This is a genomic window from Streptomyces sp. NPDC006332 (assembly GCF_040612855.1).
GTDB lineage: Bacteria > Actinomycetota > Actinomycetes > Streptomycetales > Streptomycetaceae > Streptomyces.
Genome location: NZ_JBEXRA010000017.1, coordinates 47189 through 63930, shown reverse-complemented (window position 1 = coordinate 63930; position 16742 = coordinate 47189). Strand labels below are relative to the sequence as shown.

Genomic DNA, 16742 nt, shown 5'->3' with positions numbered 1-16742 from the left:
GGATGCCATCGGGCGATGGACACCGGGGACTGGGGTGCCACCGGACGACGAACGTTCGTGCGGCGGACGTGCGGAAACCGGGCGCCCTCCACCGGAAGGCGCCAGGAGCGGTCGGTCCATCAGGTGACGGGGCCTGTGGACGACGTGGGAGCCGGGTGGGCGGTGGTCGACTCCGTGGCGATGGGCGTCGGGCCGTTCGGCCCGTCGGCCACCGGGCCGGTGCCGGGGGCCGGACTGTCGCTGGTGCCCGTGGTCACGGTCGGTGTGGGCGTGGCCGTGGTCGGCGTGTCGGTCGGCGTCGGGGTGGCCGGGTCCGTGGTCGACGGGGTCACCGTCGGCGTCGGGGTGGACGCGGTCGGACCGGTGCCCGGCCCCTTTGCGGTGCTGGTCGGGCTCGTCTTCGGGGCGGCCGAAGTGCCCGGCTTGGCGGGGCTGGCGCTGGCACCGGACGCGCTGGCGCCGGGTGTCGGAGCGGTGGCGGTGCCCTGACCGACCGTCGGGGTGGTCGAGTCGGGTGTGCTGCCGTCGGTGCCGGCGCGCGTCGCCGAGTCGGTGGGCGGCGTCGAACTGCCGACCTTGCCGGCGGGCTTTCTCTCGTCCTGGCCCGGCACCGGCAGCCAGGGCGCGTTGGAGTTGCCGGACAGCAGGGTGACGACGATGACGACGGCGTACACCGCGCAGGCGAACCCGACGGCGATGCCTATCCGGCGGTACAGGCGGCTGCGGCGACCCGACTCGTCCACGAAGACGGGGCCGTCGGAGCCGTCCTGAGCGGCACCCAATTCATCGGCACCGCCGCTCCCTACGAGCAGGTCCTCCAGCTGCCGCCCCATGCCGTCGAGTTGGACCGTCACCTCGTGCGGATCATGGTCGAGGGCGTGGCTGGAACCCGACCCGTCGGACTCCCCCCACGGGTCCCGCACACCGGCCGTCAGACCCGCCGACCCGGTACGCCCCACGGACGCTCCCGACGACCCGACAACATCGGCACCGTCGTTCCGACCCGCATCCGGGAAACCCCGAACACGCCGCCCGAGCCTTCCCACCCCACCCGCCAACGAGGCGGACCGATCACTCTGACTCGGGATTCCGTTTTCCCCCAGCATGGGCATCTCGGTCCCTCTGGTCTCCGGAAAGGCCTGGGTACGACCTCCTGGAGCGGCCTGGGGCCATTCCGTTTGGGCTTCTTCCTGCCACTTCTTCACGTGCACGCACATCCCCCCACGGGACAGTTGCGGGCGCGCGTTCGACCTCAGCACCCGCCGGTCGAACCGAGCCCCCACCCGGTTCGAGCGCCCCGTTTATCACACTGTGCTCAGGGCTCGAATGTAGCGCACGAGGAGGTTCTGTGTTGGCATCGTGTCAATAACAAGTGCCCCCGAGCGCTATATCAATGGCTGAAACTCGCCCCTCAACGTCTCGCTCAGACCACCGCCCCTCGCCCGCCAGTTCGATCACAGCCCGCCCGAGCGCTCAAAACCCCGTTCACATCAGCCCCTTACGTCACACCAGTGACACGAGTGACCAAGAAACGACCTCACCCCAAACCCACGCCACCACCACCCGCTTGGCCGGAAATTCCACCACCCCAAAAACCACACCCCGCCCCTTCCCCACCCCCAACAGCCCCCACACAGGGGGCGCGCCCCCACCCCCTTCCCCGCAAACACCACCCCCGTCTCACCCCACCCCACCCCAGCGCACGCGCTCCCCCCAACCCCCGCGCTCGCGCCCACCCCTGCCCCGATGGACAAGCCCGCCCCCGGCGCGAAGGAATCGCAGCGCCGCACCCGCGCACGGCGCCAAGGGGACGGGTCGGGGGTGTCCGCCCGCAGCGGTTGTCGCGTCAACACCGCCAAGTTGATGAGAAACCGATTCCGCGACGTTCCGAGGACGGACACCCCCGACCCGGCCCCGACCCACCCCCCGAACCGCAGGCGCAACACGCACCCCCACCCACCCCCCACACACGCCGCCGCAGGCACCCCCACCCCGTCGAACCGCTTCCCCCAATCCCGGCACACCCCATTGACGCCCCCACCCCCACCACATACCTTCGCCCGTCGAAGCGCTTCGACGTCACGCATCGAACCCATTCGACCGACCCCGCGTGACGCCCCGATACCCATCCGGCTCCCCTGGAGGCAAGGATGACGGCACGAAGGCGTACGACCACGGCGATCGCCGCGATACTCGGCGGAGCACTCCTCCTGACAGCCTGCGGCGGCAACGACACCGGCTCCGGCGACGGCAAAACGCTCAGACTCTGGCACTACGAGGCCCCGAACAGCGCGATGGGACAGGCCTGGAACGAGGCCATCAAGGAGTTCGAGGCCACGCACCCCGGCGTGAAGGTGACGTTCGAGGCGAAGGGCTTCGAGCAGATCCAGAAGACCGCACAGATGGTCCTCAACTCCTCCGACGCCCCCGACCTCATGGAATACAACAAGGGCAACGCCACCGCAGGCCTGCTCTCCAAACAGGGCTTACTCACCGACCTCACCCCCGAGGCGACAACCCGCGGCTGGGACAAGAAGATCGGCAAGAGCGTCCGCACCACCAGCGTCTACGACACCGACGGAGTCATGGGCACCGGCAAGTGGTACGGCGTCCCCAACTACGCCGAGTACACGATGGTCTTCTACAACAAGGACCTCTTCGCCAAGTACAAGGTCCCCGAGCCGAAGACGTTCGACGACCTGACCGCCGCGATGGACAGGTTCGTGGCCGAGGACATCACCCCGCTCGCCAACGCCGGCGCCGAATACCCCGCCCACCAGTACCTGTACCAGCTCGCCCTGTCGAAGGCCGACCGCGCCTGGGTCGACGCCTACGAGCTGTACAAGGACAAACCCGACTTCCACGACCCCGCCTGGACCTACGCCGCGACCACCTTCGCCGACTGGGTGAAGAAGGGCTACCTGAGCGAGAAGTCCACCAGCGCGAAGGCGGAGGACGCCGGAGTCTCCTTCCTCCAGGGCAAGTCGCCGATCCTGTTCTCCGGCAGCTGGTGGTACGGCCGCTTCCAGGACGAGGCGAAGTTCGACTGGGGCACCTTCCTGTGGCCCGACTCGAACCTCACCCTCGGCTCCGGCGGCAACCTCTGGGTCGTCCCCAAGGGGGCCAAGAACAAGGATCTCGCCTACGACTTCATCGACATCACCCTGTCGAAGAAGATCCAGAACCTGCTCGGCAACAAGGGCGGCGTCCCGGTCGCGGCGGACCCGAGCGCCGTCACCGACCCCAAGTCCAAGGGTCTCATCGATGACTTCAACACCCTCTCCCGCCGCGACGGCCTGGCCTTCTACCCGGACTGGCCGATCGCCGGCTTCTACGACGTCCTCGTCTCAGAGACCCAGAAACTGCTGACCGGCAGCGAGAACCCAAACGACTACCTGGACGCGTTGCAGAAGGCGTACGACAAGGACGCCCCAAAACCATGACGGCCACCGCCGAACGCAATCACCACCACCCCACCCACGCCTCCCACCCCGCACAACGACGCCACCGCCACCGCTACCGCCCCCACGACTCCTACGCCCTGTTCCTGCTCCCCGGCACCCTCGCCTTCCTGGTCGTGATCGTCGTCCCGTTCCTGATGAACACGGGCGTGAGTTTCACCGACTGGCAGGGCGTGGGCTCCCCCGGCTGGTCCGGCCTCGCCAACTACCGGGAACTGCTGGACGACTCCGAGTTCTGGGCGTCCTTCCGGCACAGCCTCTTCATGGTCGTAGCGATGGCGGCGCTGCCGACGGCGATCGGGCTGGTCCTGGCCGCCGCCCTGTTCGACCACGTCGGCAAGCACTTCGGCGACAGGATCACCACCGTCCTGCGGGCCTGCTTCTACCTCCCCCAGGTGCTGCCGATCGCAGTGGCGGGCATTGTCTGGAGCTGGATCCTGGCCCCCGACAACGGCTCGCTCAACGAGCTGCTCAAGGCGGTGGGCCTGGGCTCCTGGCAGCAGGACTGGCTCGGCGACCCGGACCTCGCGCTCTACAGCGTCATGGGCGTGATGGTCTGGGTCCAACTCGGCTTCCCCCTGGTCGTCTTCATGGCGGGCCTGCAACGTGTCGACCCACAGCTGTACGAGGCCGCCGAGCTGGACGGCGCCGGCTGGTGGCGCCGCTTCAGACACATCACGCTGCCGCAGATCCGCCCGGAGATCTACGTCGTGCTGACCTGGTGCACGATCGCCGCGCTCAAGGTGTTCGGCGCGGTGTACGTCCTCACGAAGGGCGGGCCGGGCGGCGCGACGAACGTCCCCTCCTACTTCTCGTTCACCACGTTCTTCGAGAAGACGCAGGTCGGCTACGGCGCCGCGATCTCCACCGTGCTCACCGTGATCATCCTGCTGCTCTCCCTGATCGGCCTGAAGCTCCAGACCCGCGCCGAGGACGCCGAGGAAGGGGCCCCCGCATGACGAGAGCACTCCGCCGCTACCCGGTCCTGGTGGCCCTCTGCATCGCGGCACTCTTCATGATCGTCCCGTTCGCCGTCGTCGCCGTCAACGCGGTCAAGTCCCCCGCGGAGTACGCCCAGAACGGCCCGCTCAGCCTGCCCGAGGGCCTCTACCTGGACGGTATCGAGGACTTCTGGGACCGCGTCGACTTCGGACAGAAGCTGGTCAACTCGTCGCTGATCAGCGGCGCGGTGGCGGTGCTGGCCGTCGTCCTGTCGGTGCTCAACGCGTACGCGATCGGCATCGGCCGGATCAAGGGCCGCACCTGGATCCTGGCCTTCTTCGTCCTGGCGAACATGCTGCCGCAGGAGACGCTGGTCTACCCGGTCTACTACCTGAGCAAGCAGGCCGGCCTGTACGACACCCGACTCAGCGTGATCATCGTCTTCACGGTGATCCAGACGGCCTTCGGCACGTATCTCCTCTCCTCCGTCCTCGGCCAGTTCCCCCGCGAGATCATCGAGGCCGCCCGGATCGACGGCGCCAACAAGTGGCAGGTGCTGTGGCGGATCGTGGTCCCCGTCAGCCGCCCCACGCTCGGCGTGCTGCTGGTCTTCTTCTTCATCTGGACCTGGAACGAGTTCCTGCTCCCCCTGGTGATGCTGATCTCCAACGACAACCAGACCGTGTCGGTGGCCCTCGGCGTGCTGCAGGGCCAGCGTCTGATGGACGCCACGATGACCAACGCGGCCGCCCTCCTGGGCGTCCTGCCCGCCCTTGTCTTCTTCCTCGTCTTCCAGCGAACTCTCACCCGCGGGATCGCCGTGGGTGCCGTGAGGTAAGGACCCCCCACATGAAGTTCACCGACGGCTACTGGCTGCTGCGCGAGGGCGTCGTCGCGGACCACCCCGCGGAGGTCCTCGACGTCACCGCGGCGGACGGCGCGCTGGAGATCCACGCGCCCTCCCGCCCCATCCGCAGCCGCGGCGACCTGATGACGGGACCGGTCATGACGATCAGCGCCCACTCCCCCATGCCCGACGTCATCGGCGTCACGTTCACCCACTTCCGGGGCGAGCGACCCACCACCCCCGAATTCGAACTGACCGGACACGAGTGCACCCCGCACACCGAGCACGACGACGACCACGCGACCCTGACCTCCGGCACCCTCTCCGTCCGGTTCGCCCGCTCCGGCCCCTGGCACGTCGACTTCCTCGCCCACGGCCGGGTCCTGACCAGCAGCGCCACCAAAAGCATGGGCATCATGCGGGACGCCACCGGCGCCCACTACCTGCGCGAGCAGCTCAATCTGGGCGTAGGCACCTCCGTCTACGGCCTCGGCGAGCGTTTCGGCCCGCTGGTGAAGAACGGCCAGGTCGTCGACGTGTGGAACGCCGACGGCGGCACGACCACCGAGCAGGCCTACAAGAACGTGCCGCTGTACCTGACCGACGCCGGTTACGGCGTCTTCGTCGACCACCCGGGCAAGGTCTCCTTCGAGGTCGGCTCGGAGGCGGTGTCCCGGGTGCAGTTCAGCGCGGAGACCCAGGAGTTGACGTACTACGTCATCCACGGCCCGAGCCCGAAGGAGATCCTGCGCAAGTACACGGCCCTGACCGGCCGTCCGGCCCTGCCGCCCGCCTGGTCGTTCGGTCTGTGGCTGTCCACGTCGTTCACCACGTCGTACGACGAGGAGACGGTGACCTCCTTCATCGAGGGCATGCGGGAGCGCGAACTGCCGCTGTCCGTCTTCCACTTCGACTGCTTCTGGATGCGCGAGCACAACTGGTGCGACTTCCGGTGGGACCCGCGGGTCTTCCCGGACCCGGAAGGCATGCTCGCGCGGCTCAAGGAGCGCGGCCTGAGGGTCTCCGTGTGGATCAACCCGTACATCGCCCAGCGCTCCCCCCTCTTCGCGGAGGGCAAGGCGCTCGGGCACCTGCTGAAGCGGCCGGACGGGAGCGTGTGGCAGTGGGACCACTGGCAGCCGGGCATGGCGTTCGTGGACTTCACCAGTCCGGCGGCCCGCGAGTGGTACGCGTCCAAGCTGGAGGTCCTGCTCACCCAGGGTGTCGACTGCTTCAAGACGGATTTCGGCGAGCGGGTTCCCCTCGACGTGGTCTGGTCCGACGGCTCCGACCCGGAGCGGATGCACAACTACTACACGTACCTCTACAACCGCACGGTCTTCGAGGTGCTGCGCAAGCACCGGGGTGAGCAGGAGGCGGTGGTCTTCGCCCGCTCGGCGACGGCGGGGAGCCAGAAGTTCCCCGTCCACTGGGGCGGCGACTGCGAGGCGACGTACGAGTCGATGGCCGAGTCGCTGCGCGGCGGACTGTCCCTCGGGCTGTCCGGCTTCGGCTTCTGGAGCCACGACATCGGCGGCTTCGAGGGCACCCCGACGCCGGCGCTCTTCAAGCGCTGGGTGGCCTTCGGCCTGCTGTCCTCCCACAGCCGGCTGCACGGCAGCTCCTCCTACCGCGTGCCGTGGCTGTTCGACGAGGAGTCGGTGGACGTGCTGCGGCACTTCACCCGGCTGAAGCTGCGGCTCATGCCCTATCTGTACGAGGCCGCGCGCACCGCCCACACCGAGGGCGTGCCGGTGATGCGGGCGATGGTGCTGGAGTTCCCGGACGACCCCGGGTGCGCGCACCTGGAACGGCAGTACATGCTCGGCCCGGACCTGCTGGTCGCGCCGGTGTTCAGCGACGAGGGCGAGGTCTCGTACTACGTCCCCGAGGGCACCTGGACGCACTTCGTGACCGGTGGGACGGTGACCGGTCCGCGCTGGGTGCGTGAGCGGCACGACTTCACCAGCGTGCCGCTGCTGGTGCGGCCCGGGGCGGTGATCCCGGTGGGCGCGGTGGCCGACCGGCCCGACTACGACCACGCCGACGGGGTCACGCTGCGGGCGTACGGCCTGGAGCGGGGCGACCAGGTGACGGTACGGGTCGGGGAGGTGACCTTCACCGTGGTGCGCGAGGGGGATCTGCTGCGGGCGTCGTGCGGTGACCCGGCGGCGCCCTGGGGGCTGGCCGTCGGTGAGCGGGAGGTCCGGGCGGCGGCCGGGACGGGGTTCCTCACGGTGGAGTGCGCCTGATGGTGAAGATCACGGACGTGGCGCGGCGGGCCGGGGTGTCCCCGAGCACCGTGTCCTACGCGCTCAGCGGCAAGCGCCCCATCTCCGAGGAGACCCGGCAGCGGGTGGAGGCCGCCATCAGCGAGCTGGGTTACCGGCCGCACGCGGGCGCCCGGGCGCTGGCGAGCAGCAGGTCGAACGTGCTGGCGCTGGTGGTGCCGTTACGGGCCGGGCTGCATGTGCCGGTGATGATGGAGTTCGCGGTGTCGGTCGTCACCACGGCCCGGCGCCATGACCATGACGTGCTCCTGGTCACCCAGGAGGAGGGTGAGGAGGGCCTGCGCCGGGTCGCCGACACGGCACTCGTGGACGCGCTGATCCTGATGGACGTACAGCTGCACGATCCGCGGCTGCCGCTGCTGCGGGCCCTGGAGCGGCCGTCGGTGGTGATCGGGTTCCCCGCCTCGCCCGCGGGCCTGACCTGCGTGGATCTCGACTTCAAGGCGGCCGGCGAGGCATGCGTGGAGCATCTGGCGGGCCTCGGGCACCGGGCGGTCGCGCTGGTCGGGTCGCCGCCGGAGGTGTACGTCCGGCAGACCGCGTTCGCCCAGCACGTGGTCCAGGGTTTCACCGCCGCCGCCGACCGCCACCGGCTCGCCTCCTCGGTGCACCCGTGCGAGGCGGGTCCCGGTGGCGCCCGCGCGGTCGCCGAGCGGCTGTTGCGCCAGCAGCCCGCGTTGACGGGCGTGGTCGTCCACAACGAACCGCTGTTGGAGCCGCTGATCGACGCCTTCGAGCAACTCGGCCTGCGCGTTCCCGGCGACCTCTCCGTCACCGCCATCTGCCCCGACGAGCTCGCCGAGTCCGTCCGCGTCCCGGTCACCTCGGTCGCGCTGCCGTCCGTCGAGCTCGGCGCCCGCGCGGTGGAGCTGCTGATGCGGAAGCTGGGAGACGGCGGGCCCGTGCCCGAGGCGACGCTGCTGCCGCCCCGGATGACGGAACGGGCGAGCACGGGGCGGAGGGCGGTTCCCTGACCTGCGCCACCCGCCGTTTTTCCCACGGACCAGGGCAAGACAAAGGCCCCGCCGCCAGGAGCGACGGGGCCTTGGCCCACATGGGGTGCCCACACGGTGGGCGAGTGGAGATGGCGGGAATCGAACCCGCGTCCAACGGTGCGGAATCAGGGCTTCTCCGTGCGCAGTTCGCTGTGATTTTCTCAGCCCCGGCGATCACGCGAACAAGTCGCCGACGGGCTCAGTCACTGTTTGATTTCCCTCTTCACCCCGTGACCGGGATCAAGGTTTAGTCCCCTAGCTGATGCCAGGATCCGGGTCGGGAACGAGCCCGGGCTGACACTCCCTTAAGTAAGGAGCACTCGCGTCGCTACCTGATCAGGCGGCGAGGGCGAAGTGCTGCTTGGGAGAATCGCTCTTGATAGTGGCGATTATTTTTTGCGACATATGGTTTACGAGATCATTGCCGCTTCCTCGGCACGCTTCCCCTGCTTCGACAGCCGCTGTCGAAACCGATCATCCCCATGTTGATTTTTCAAATGCCCCTCGAGAGGGACGCGCACCCACGGTGAGGTGCAGATGCCATCGTACGTGACCAACGCAGGTCGGTGCCAGCGCATTCCCCCGGCCAGGGGCCGCGGGCCGGCTACCCGCCCCGCTGCTTCCGCTTCGCCGCCGCGATGGCCCGGTCCGACTCCCGCCGGTCCTGCTTCTCCCGCAGGGTCTGGCGCTTGTCGTACTCCTTCTTGCCTCGTGCCAGGGCGATCTCGGCCTTCGCCCGGCCGTTGGTGAAGTACACAGCGAGGGGCACGATCGTGTGACCCGTCTCCTGGGTCTTCGCCTCCAGCTTGTCGATCTCCTCGCGGTGCAGCAGCAGCTTGCGCTTGCGGCGCGCGGAGTGGTTGGTCCAGCTGCCCTGGTGGTACTCGGGGATGTGGGCGTTGTGCAGCCACGCCTCGCCCCGGTCGATCTGCACGAAGCCGTCGGTCAGCGACGTCCGCCCCTCGCGCAGCGACTTGACCTCGGTGCCCGTGAGGACGATGCCGGCCTCGTAGGTGTCGATGATCGCGTAGTCGTGCCGGGCCTTCTTGTTCTGGGCGACGATCTTGCGTTTGCCGCCCTTCTCGCCGTCCCTGGCCTTCGCGGCCGTCCCGCCCTGCTTGGGCTGGGACTCCTTCGGTACGTACATTCCCTTGCTCATAGTGCCGCCCATTTTCGCATTACGGAGGGGGTGTACGCGAAGTGCATTTACAAGGGTGGCCGGGCGGGCGGGCCCGCTACCGGCCCAGTCCGCTCAACACCGTCCCGGCCCGCTCCAGGACGTTGCGCTCGACGGGCAGGTCGGGCGTGATGCCGCGGCCGTCGACCCCGCGGCCGCCCGGGGTGCGGTAGTGCCCGACGGTCAGCTCCGCGACGGAGCCGTCGGGCAGCCGGGACGGCATCTGGACCGAGCCCTTGCCGAAGGTGCGGGAGCCCACCACGACCGCCCGACCGCGGTCCTGCAGGGCGCCGGTGAGCAGCTCGGCCGCGCTCATCGTGCCGCCGTCGACCAACGCGACCAGGGGTCTGGTGGTGTCGCCGCCGGCCTCGGCGTGCAGGGCGCGCTGGGCGCCCTCGACGTCGTACGTGGCCACCAGGCCGCCGTCGAGGAAGGCGGAGGCCGCGGTGACCGCCTCGGTGACCAGGCCGCCGGAGTTGCCGCGCAGGTCGAGGATGATCCCGGCGCCGGCCGGAGCCTGCCGTACGGCGTCACGGACCCGGTCGCCGGAGCCCTTGGTGAAGGCGGAGATCCTGATCACGGTGATGCCGGCGGCGGGTGTGAGTACGGTCACGTCGTCCGTGGACAGGCGGGCCCGGCGCAGGGTCTCGCTCCACACCTGCCTGCCCCGCTCCAGGCCGAGGCGGACGGTGGTACCGGCGGCCGCGGCCGTGTCGTCACCGCGCAGCAACGCGACGACGTCGGTGACGGGGCGCCCGTCGACCTTCCTCCCGTCGACGCTGCGCAGTCGGTCGCCGCGGCGGATCCCGGCGGCTGCCGCGGGCGAGTCGGACAGCACCTTGGTCACCTCGATACGGCCGTCCCGCTCGCGCCGCGTCCACAGGCCGACGCCGGTGTACTGGCCGTCGAGGGCCTCCTCGAACTCCTCGTACTCGCCCGGGGAGTACACGGCACCCCAGCGGTCCCCGCTGCGGCTGACCGCTCGTTCGGCGGCCTCCATGGGGGACTTGCCGTCGGCCATGGCCTCCTCGGCGGCCTTCGCCACCTGCTCGTGGCGGCTCGCGGAGGCGGCCGAGAGGGTCGGGGTGGAGGCGGTTTTCCGGTCGCCGAGCTCGGGATTCGGGAAGGAGCCGGTCGCGGCTCCGGCGACGAGAACGCTCGCGAAGACCAATGTCAGGGCGGCCCCGCGGCCGATGCGGCGGGGCTGACAGAACAGGTGTCGGCCTGACATGCCGGTGAGTCTAGGACAACGCGAAGGGCCGTACGGTCCGTTGACCGTACGGCCCTCTTGGCATGTGTCACACCTTCAGGTACTTGCGCAGCGCGAAGAACGCGGCCAGCGCGGGCATCAGCAGACTCGTCGCCAGGATGAGCGGCAATTTCGTCAGGACGGCGTCCCAGCCGATGAAGTTGATCAGGTTCAACTTCTCGGACAGGGCCAGGCCGTGGTCGATGAGGAAGTATCTGGCGATCACCAGGAACCCGCACGCGACCGTGCCGCCGATGAGCCCGGCGACGGCGGCCTCCATGATGAACGGCGCCTGGATGTAGAAGCCCGAGGCACCGACCAGGCGCATGATCCCGGTCTCGCGCCGCCGGCTGAACGCCGAGACGCGCACGGTGTTGACGATCAGCATCAGCGCGACGACCAGCATCAGCGCCATCAGGGCCCGCGCCGCCCAGTTCATGCCGTTGAGCAGCTCGAAGAGGTTGTCGAGGATCCCCTTCTGGTCCTGCACGGACTGCACACCGTCCCGCCCGTCGAAGGCGGTCGCGATGACCTGGTACTTCTCCGGGTCCTTGAGCTTGATGCGGTACGACTCCTGCATCTGGTCCGGCGTGAGGGAGCTGGCCAGGGGGGAGTCGCCGAACTGCTCCTTGTAGTGCTTGTAGGCCGCGTCCTGCGACTCGTACGTCATCTTCTGGACGACGGACATCTTGCCGAGGTCGGACTTGATCTCTTCCTTCTGCTCGTCGGTGACCGCACCCTTGGCGCAGTTGGGGTCCGACTCGGCGTCGCTCTTGTTGCAGAGGAAGATCGAGACGTTGACCTTGTCGTACCAGTAGCCCTTCATCGTGCTGACCTGGTCGCTCATCAGGAGCGACCCGCCGAACAGGGCGAGTGACAAGGCGACGGAGACGATGACCGCGAAGGTCATCGTCAGGTTGCGGCGGAGACCGACACCGATCTCCGACAGAACGAACTGGGCGCGCATGGCGGCTTCTTCAGGCCTTTCCGTGAACGTCTGCGGGGCGGGCGGTCAGTGCTGGTAGCCGTAGACGCCGCGTGCCTGGTCGCGGACGAGACGGCCCTTCTCCAGCTCGATGACGCGCTTGCGCATCTGGTCCACGATGTTCTGGTCGTGCGTGGCCATCAGCACGGTCGTGCCCGTCCGGTTGATCCGGTCGAGCAGCTTCATGATGCCGACGGAGGTCTGCGGGTCGAGGTTGCCGGTGGGCTCGTCCGCGATCAGCAGCTTGGGCCGGTTGACGAACGCGCGCGCGATGGCGACACGCTGCTGCTCACCTCCGGACAGCTCACCGGGCATCCGGTCCTCCTTGCCGCCGAGCCCGACGAGGTCGAGCACCTGCGGCACGGACTTGCGGATCTCGCCCCGCGACTTGCCGATGACCTCCTGCGCGAAGGCCACGTTCTCGGCCACCGTCTTGTTGGGCAGGAGGCGGAAGTCCTGGAACACCGTCCCCAGCTGGCGACGCATCTGCGGCACCTTCCAGTTGGACAGGCGCGCGAGGTCCTTGCCCAGGACGTGCACCTGACCGTGGCTGGAGCGCTCCTCGCGGAGGACCAGCCGCAGGAAGGTGGACTTTCCGGAGCCGGAGGACCCCACGAGGAACACGAACTCGCCCTTCTCCACTTCCAGGGAGACATCCCTGAGTGCGGGGCGGGTCTGCTTGGGGTAGACCTTGGATACGTTGTCGAATCGGATCACGGATGCACCACGGGTCGCCGGGGGTAGATGAGCGTGACCCTACGCGAATCGGGTAGGGAACCGCAGTCACCGGTCAGGGTTACGTGAGAGATGTGCGTTTTGTGCGCCCCCCGGCTCCTTGAGACCCCGCGCTGAATTCCAGGGAACCTGGCACAGTGGAGGGGGAACGTTCGCGTTCCTGTATGCGTTGTGTACATGGAACCGGTGCAAGGAGGGCGAGCGCATGACGTACGACCGGCTGGTGTGCGCTAACTGCGCGGCGCCTGTGAGCGAGGGCCGGTGCCCCGTGTGCCGTGCGAACCGCGAGCGGCTGCAGCAGGAGAACCTTTTCGCGGGCCTGAACCCCATGGCACTGATCGCGCTGCTCGCGGTCCTGATCGCGGCGGTCGCGCTGCTGGCGCACCAGACCGCGTAGCACGCCTGGCGAGACGTAGCACACCCGGCGAGAACGCGCCTGTCGAAGGCGCCCGGAAAGTCACGTCTCGAAGGCGCCCGGAAAGTGACGTAAGACGCACGAAGGGCCCGGAGCGTCCCCCGCTCCGGGCCCTTCACCGTACGGCGTGCGTACGGTCAGCGATCAGTCGGCCACCTGATGTCAGGCGGCCGCGCCGCCCTGGCCGCCCATGAGGCGCGGCAGGATGCGGAAGCCGATGCCACCGGCGATCATGGTGGCGGCACCGATGACCAGGAAGGTGGTCTGCGCGGCACCGGTCTCGGCGAGCTCCGCGCCGCCGCCCTGGGCCTGGGCCGAGGTGCCGGCCGGGGTGGTGGTGTCGGAGCCGGTGTCAGTGAGGGCCGAGGAGCCCTCCTCCTGCGCGGAGGCGTCGGAACCGCCGCCGTCGGGGTTGGTGTTGCTGTTACCACCGCCGGCACCGTTGCCGTTGCCGTTGCCGGCACCGTTGCCAGCACCGTTTCCGTTGCCGTTGCCGTTTCCGTTCCCGTTCCCGTTTCCGTTCCCGGTGCCCGGGTCGGTCGGGTCCTCGGTGGGCTCGGTGGGGTTCTCGGTGGGGTCCGTCGGCTCGTCGGTGACCGGCGGCTGAGGGTCGGTGGGGATCCCCGGGTCGGTGGGGATGCCCGGGTCGGTCGGAGCCGGGTCGGTCGGCTCGTTGGGCGTGGTGGGGATGCCCGGGTCGGTCGGCTCGTCGCCGAGGCCGGTGTCGACGTTCACGCCGACACCGCTCGAGTCCACGTTCACGCCGATTTCCAGCGCGGACGCCGCACCGGCGGCGGTCAGCGAGGCACCGGCCGCGATCACGGCACCGGCGGCTATGCGCGCGATCCGGATCCGCGTCTTCTTCGTCATATGGTTGCTACCCCCAGTAGCTCATCGTCAGTGAGGCGGCGCTCGGGGCCGTGATCGACGGAGGCGGTAGCTGCAGCTCAGGTCCCCCGGTTCACATGCGCCCCAGAGATACGCATGCCGAGCCTCACCTTTTCCATTTTTCAAAGCAACGTCAAGGCCGTTGCGCGCGCAATGTCCAACTAAAGGATTTTTGCCGGAGATTGAAGCCTGTGAGTGTGATGTAAAACCCAGACATCAGCCATTCAATGGGGCAGAAGAAAAGGCAACTGCCGCCGGTGGGGCGGCAGTTGCCTTGTCGACAAAGCGCTGTGCGCTGGGGGAGCTACTTCTCCTGCTGCTTGCGCCAGCGAATCCCGGCCTCCAGGAACCCGTCGATCTCGCCGTTGAACACGGACTCCGGGTTTCCGACCTCGAACTCGGTGCGCAGGTCCTTGACCATCTGGTACGGGTGCAGGACGTACGAACGCATCTGGTTGCCCCAGGAGCTGCCGCCGTCCTTGAGGGCGTCCATCTTGGCCCGCTCCTCCTGGCGCTGCCGCTCCAGCAGCTTCGCCTGGAGGACGTTCATCGCGGTCGCCTTGTTCTGGATCTGTGACCGCTCGTTCTGGCAGGAGACGACGATGCCGGTGGGGAGGTGGGTCAGGCGCACCGCGGAGTCGGTGGTGTTGACGCCCTGGCCGCCTGGTCCGGAGGAGCGGTAGACGTCCACCCGCAGCTCGGACTCGTCGATCTCGATGTGGTCGGTCTGCTCGACCACCGGGAGGATCTCCACGCCCGCGAAGGAGGTCTGGCGCCGACCCTGGTTGTCGAACGGCGAGATGCGCACCAGCCGGTGCGTGCCCTGCTCGACGGAGAGCGTCCCGTACGCGTAGGGGATCTGCACGGCGAAGGTGGTCGACTTGATGCCGGCCTCTTCCGCGTACGAGGTCTCGTAGATCTCGGTCTTGTAGCCGTGCTGTTCCGCCCAGCGCAGGTACATCCGCTGGAGCTTCTCGGCGAAGTCGGCGGCGTCGACACCGCCCGCCTCGGCGCGGATGTTGACGAGCGCCTCGCGGGAGTCGTACTCGCCGGACAGCAGTGTCCGCACTTCCATCTCGTCCAGCGCCTTCTTGACGGCGGTGAGCTCGGACTCGGCCTCGGCGCGGGTGTCCGGGTCGTCCTCCTCCTCCGCCATCTCGAACAGCACGGCGAGATCGTCGATCCGTCCGCGCAGCGCCTCCGCCTTCCTGACCTCGGCCTGGAGGTGGGAGAGCTTGCTGGTGATCTTCTGCGCCTCGTCCGGGTTGTCCCACAGGGACGGCGCGGCCGCCTGCTCCTCGAGCACGGCGATGTCTGCCCTCAGCTTCTCGAGGTCCAGAACGGCCTCGATCGACTCCATGGTCGAGGAGAGGGACTTGAGCTCTTCGGATACATCGACGACTGCCACGCCACCAGCGTAACGGCTCCGCCAAGCGGGGAAGGCAGGTGTCCTTCCCCGGGCCCGGACCTCACTCGGGCCGCGCCCCCGGCTGGACCCGGGGGGTCACGGGGACGCCGGGGCCGAGTTCTTCGTGTCCTGGGGGCTCGCCCCCGCGTCGTCGCCCGAGGTCGCCGCCCACGTGCCGACACCCGCCGCGACCAGGACCAGCGCGGCCAGGCCCAGCACCACCCGCCGGCGCCGGGTGGCCGCCCGGTGCCGTGCGGAACCCGGTCGCGGCGCACCGGCGGCCCGTGGTGCCCGGGCGGTCCCGCGCGCACCCCCGGCCAGTTCGTCGGGCGCCGGCACCCTCATCGACGTATGGGTGTCCCGGTTGGAGTCGGCCGGCCTCGCGCCCGGCACCAGGGGCACCGCCCCGCGCCGTACCCGCGAGGAAGACGCGGGTTCCCGTGGCGGATCCTCCCGCTCGTCCTCCTCCGCCTCGGTGTCCGGCTCGTCCACGTCCAGCGGCGGCATCCCGGCCAGCATCGGCAGCAGCTCCCGCAGCCGCGCCCCGAGCTCCGAGGCCCGCAGCCGGGAGGCCGGCGCCTTGGCCAGGCACTGCACGACCAGCTGCCAGAGCTCGTCCGGGATGCCGGGGAGCGGGACGACCGTCTCGGTGACGTGCCGGCGCAGCACCGCGCCCGGGTGTCCCCCGCCGAACGGTGTGAAGCCCGCCAGCAGCTCGTACAGGACGGTCGCGAGGGCGTAGATGTCGACCGAGGCCCGCGGCGGCAGGCCCTCGACGATCTCCGGTGCCAGATAGTCCGGCGTGCCGATGATCTTCGTGGCGCGGGTCCGGCGCGGTGAGTCGATCAGTTTGGCCACGCCGAAGTCGGTCAGCAGCGCCGGATGGGAGCCGCCGGGGCCGAGCGGGCCCCGCATGTCCAGCAGGACGTTCTCCGGCTTGACGTCGCGGTGCACGACCCCGGCCGCGTGGGCCGCCGCCAGTCCGTCGGCGACGTCCGCCACGATGGCGACCGCCGCCTCGGGCGCCAGCCGCTTCTCCCGGTCGAGCCGGGTGCGCAGGTCCGTGCCCCGGACCAGGTCCATGACCAGCGCGAGGTCGTTGCCGTCGACCACCAGGTCCCGTACCGAGACCACGTTCGGGTGCTCCAGGCCGAGCAGCGCCGTGCGCTCCTGGACGAACCGTCCGACGAGTTCCTGGTCGGACGCGAGGTCCTCGCGCAGCAGCTTGATGGCGACGGGCCCGTCGGGTCCCTCGCCCAGCCACACCGTGCCGGCGCTGCCCCGCCCCAGGATCTGGTGGGCGGAGTACCGGCTGCCGATCTTCCGTGCCAAGGCTGCTCCTACAGACG

The 16742-nt window shown here is 69.2% G+C and carries 14 protein-coding genes and 1 other RNA gene; 6 read left to right on the top strand and 9 right to left on the bottom strand.

Features of this window, described 5'->3' with window-relative positions:
- Positions 1-119: 119 nt before the first annotated feature.
- The gene (locus tag ABZ027_RS17670; RefSeq protein ID WP_356769161.1) at positions 120-959 is read right to left on the bottom strand and encodes a hypothetical protein; all 840 of its coding nucleotides are present in this window, start codon (positions 957-959) and stop codon (positions 120-122) included.
- Between the two features lie 1191 nt (positions 960-2150).
- On the opposite strand from ABZ027_RS17670, the gene ABZ027_RS17665 reads away from it, so the two are divergent.
- The 5 genes from ABZ027_RS17665 to ABZ027_RS17645 are packed head-to-tail and all read left to right on the top strand — an operon-like array spanning position 2151 to position 8515.
- The gene (locus ABZ027_RS17665) at positions 2151-3443 is read left to right on the top strand and encodes an extracellular solute-binding protein (RefSeq protein WP_356769159.1); all 1293 of its coding nucleotides are present in this window, start codon (positions 2151-2153) and stop codon (positions 3441-3443) included.
- Positions 3440-4420 (top strand): sugar ABC transporter permease, encoded by a 981-nt coding sequence (locus ABZ027_RS17660; RefSeq protein WP_356769157.1) that lies wholly within the window; start codon positions 3440-3442, stop codon positions 4418-4420. Before ABZ027_RS17665 ends, ABZ027_RS17660 begins: the two co-directional genes overlap by 4 nt.
- Positions 4417-5241 (top strand): carbohydrate ABC transporter permease, encoded by an 825-nt coding sequence (locus ABZ027_RS17655; RefSeq protein WP_356769155.1) that lies wholly within the window; start codon positions 4417-4419, stop codon positions 5239-5241. The genes ABZ027_RS17660 and ABZ027_RS17655 overlap by 4 nt, the downstream gene beginning before the upstream one ends.
- Positions 5242-5252: 11 nt before the next feature.
- On the top strand, positions 5253-7502 hold the full coding sequence (yicI, locus tag ABZ027_RS17650) for an alpha-xylosidase (protein ID WP_356769153.1): 2250 nt from the start codon (positions 5253-5255) through the stop codon (positions 7500-7502).
- Positions 7502-8515: a LacI family DNA-binding transcriptional regulator gene (locus ABZ027_RS17645; protein WP_356769151.1), complete on the top strand. Its 1014-nt coding sequence runs from the start codon at positions 7502-7504 to the stop codon at positions 8513-8515. The genes yicI and ABZ027_RS17645 overlap by 1 nt, the downstream gene beginning before the upstream one ends.
- 102 nt (positions 8516-8617) lie before the next feature.
- Here the strand turns inward: ABZ027_RS17645 and ssrA are convergent.
- The 5 genes from ssrA to ftsE all read right to left on the bottom strand — a co-directional run bounded on the left by ssrA (position 8618) and on the right by ftsE (position 12664).
- Positions 8618-9018, bottom strand: a transfer-messenger RNA (tmRNA) gene (gene ssrA / locus ABZ027_RS17640).
- A 122-nt stretch (positions 9019-9140) separates the two neighbouring features.
- The gene (smpB, locus tag ABZ027_RS17635; RefSeq protein ID WP_356769332.1) at positions 9141-9683 is read right to left on the bottom strand and encodes an SsrA-binding protein SmpB; all 543 of its coding nucleotides are present in this window, start codon (positions 9681-9683) and stop codon (positions 9141-9143) included.
- A gap of 88 nt (positions 9684-9771) precedes the next feature.
- Positions 9772-10944, bottom strand: coding sequence for a S41 family peptidase (locus tag ABZ027_RS17630; RefSeq protein ID WP_356769149.1), 1173 nt, complete (start codon positions 10942-10944; stop codon positions 9772-9774).
- A gap of 67 nt (positions 10945-11011) precedes the next feature.
- Positions 11012-11929, bottom strand: a complete 918-nt coding sequence (ftsX, locus tag ABZ027_RS17625; protein WP_356769147.1) for a permease-like cell division protein FtsX — start codon at positions 11927-11929, stop codon at positions 11012-11014.
- A gap of 45 nt (positions 11930-11974) precedes the next feature.
- On the bottom strand, positions 11975-12664 hold the full coding sequence (ftsE, locus tag ABZ027_RS17620; RefSeq protein WP_356769145.1) for a cell division ATP-binding protein FtsE: 690 nt from the start codon (positions 12662-12664) through the stop codon (positions 11975-11977).
- Between the two features lie 223 nt (positions 12665-12887).
- Between ftsE and ABZ027_RS17615 the strand changes: the two genes are divergently transcribed.
- Positions 12888-13079 (top strand): hypothetical protein, encoded by a 192-nt coding sequence (locus tag ABZ027_RS17615; protein ID WP_053851796.1) that lies wholly within the window; start codon positions 12888-12890, stop codon positions 13077-13079.
- Between the two features lie 180 nt (positions 13080-13259).
- On the opposite strand, the gene ABZ027_RS17610 is transcribed toward ABZ027_RS17615, so the two are convergent.
- The 3 genes from ABZ027_RS17610 to ABZ027_RS17600 all read right to left on the bottom strand — a co-directional run bounded on the left by ABZ027_RS17610 (position 13260) and on the right by ABZ027_RS17600 (position 16725).
- The gene (locus ABZ027_RS17610) at positions 13260-13967 is read right to left on the bottom strand and encodes a hypothetical protein (protein WP_356769143.1); all 708 of its coding nucleotides are present in this window, start codon (positions 13965-13967) and stop codon (positions 13260-13262) included.
- Positions 13968-14289: 322 nt separating this feature from the next.
- Positions 14290-15393 carry a peptide chain release factor 2 gene (prfB, locus tag ABZ027_RS17605; RefSeq protein ID WP_356769141.1) on the bottom strand — a complete coding sequence of 368 codons (1104 nt, stop codon included), beginning with the start codon at positions 15391-15393 and terminating at the stop codon, positions 14290-14292.
- A gap of 96 nt (positions 15394-15489) precedes the next feature.
- Complete coding sequence (locus tag ABZ027_RS17600) at positions 15490-16725, bottom strand: serine/threonine-protein kinase (protein ID WP_356769139.1); 1236 nt, start codon at positions 16723-16725, stop codon at positions 15490-15492.
- Positions 16726-16742 lie beyond the last annotated feature (17 nt).

Excerpts from the sequence above, each read along its gene's own strand:
- ABZ027_RS17610 (WP_356769143.1), bottom strand. The coding sequence starts at position 13,967 with ATGACGAAGAAGACGCGGATCCGGATCGCGCGCATAGCCGCCGGTGCC.
- ABZ027_RS17655 (WP_356769155.1), top strand. The coding sequence starts at position 4,417 with ATGACGAGAGCACTCCGCCGCTACCCGGTCCTGGTGGCCCTCTGCATC.
- yicI (WP_356769153.1), top strand. The coding sequence starts at position 5,253 with ATGAAGTTCACCGACGGCTACTGGCTGCTGCGCGAGGGCGTCGTCGCG.
- ABZ027_RS17645 (WP_356769151.1), top strand. The coding sequence starts at position 7,502 with ATGGTGAAGATCACGGACGTGGCGCGGCGGGCCGGGGTGTCCCCGAGC.
- ABZ027_RS17665 (WP_356769159.1), top strand. The coding sequence starts at position 2,151 with ATGACGGCACGAAGGCGTACGACCACGGCGATCGCCGCGATACTCGGC.
- ABZ027_RS17615 (WP_053851796.1), top strand. The coding sequence starts at position 12,888 with ATGACGTACGACCGGCTGGTGTGCGCTAACTGCGCGGCGCCTGTGAGC.
- ABZ027_RS17660 (WP_356769157.1), top strand. The coding sequence starts at position 3,440 with ATGACGGCCACCGCCGAACGCAATCACCACCACCCCACCCACGCCTCC.
- smpB (WP_356769332.1), bottom strand. The coding sequence starts at position 9,683 with ATGTACGTACCGAAGGAGTCCCAGCCCAAGCAGGGCGGGACGGCCGCG.
- ABZ027_RS17630 (WP_356769149.1), bottom strand. The coding sequence starts at position 10,944 with ATGTCAGGCCGACACCTGTTCTGTCAGCCCCGCCGCATCGGCCGCGGG.
- ftsX (WP_356769147.1), bottom strand. The coding sequence starts at position 11,929 with ATGCGCGCCCAGTTCGTTCTGTCGGAGATCGGTGTCGGTCTCCGCCGC.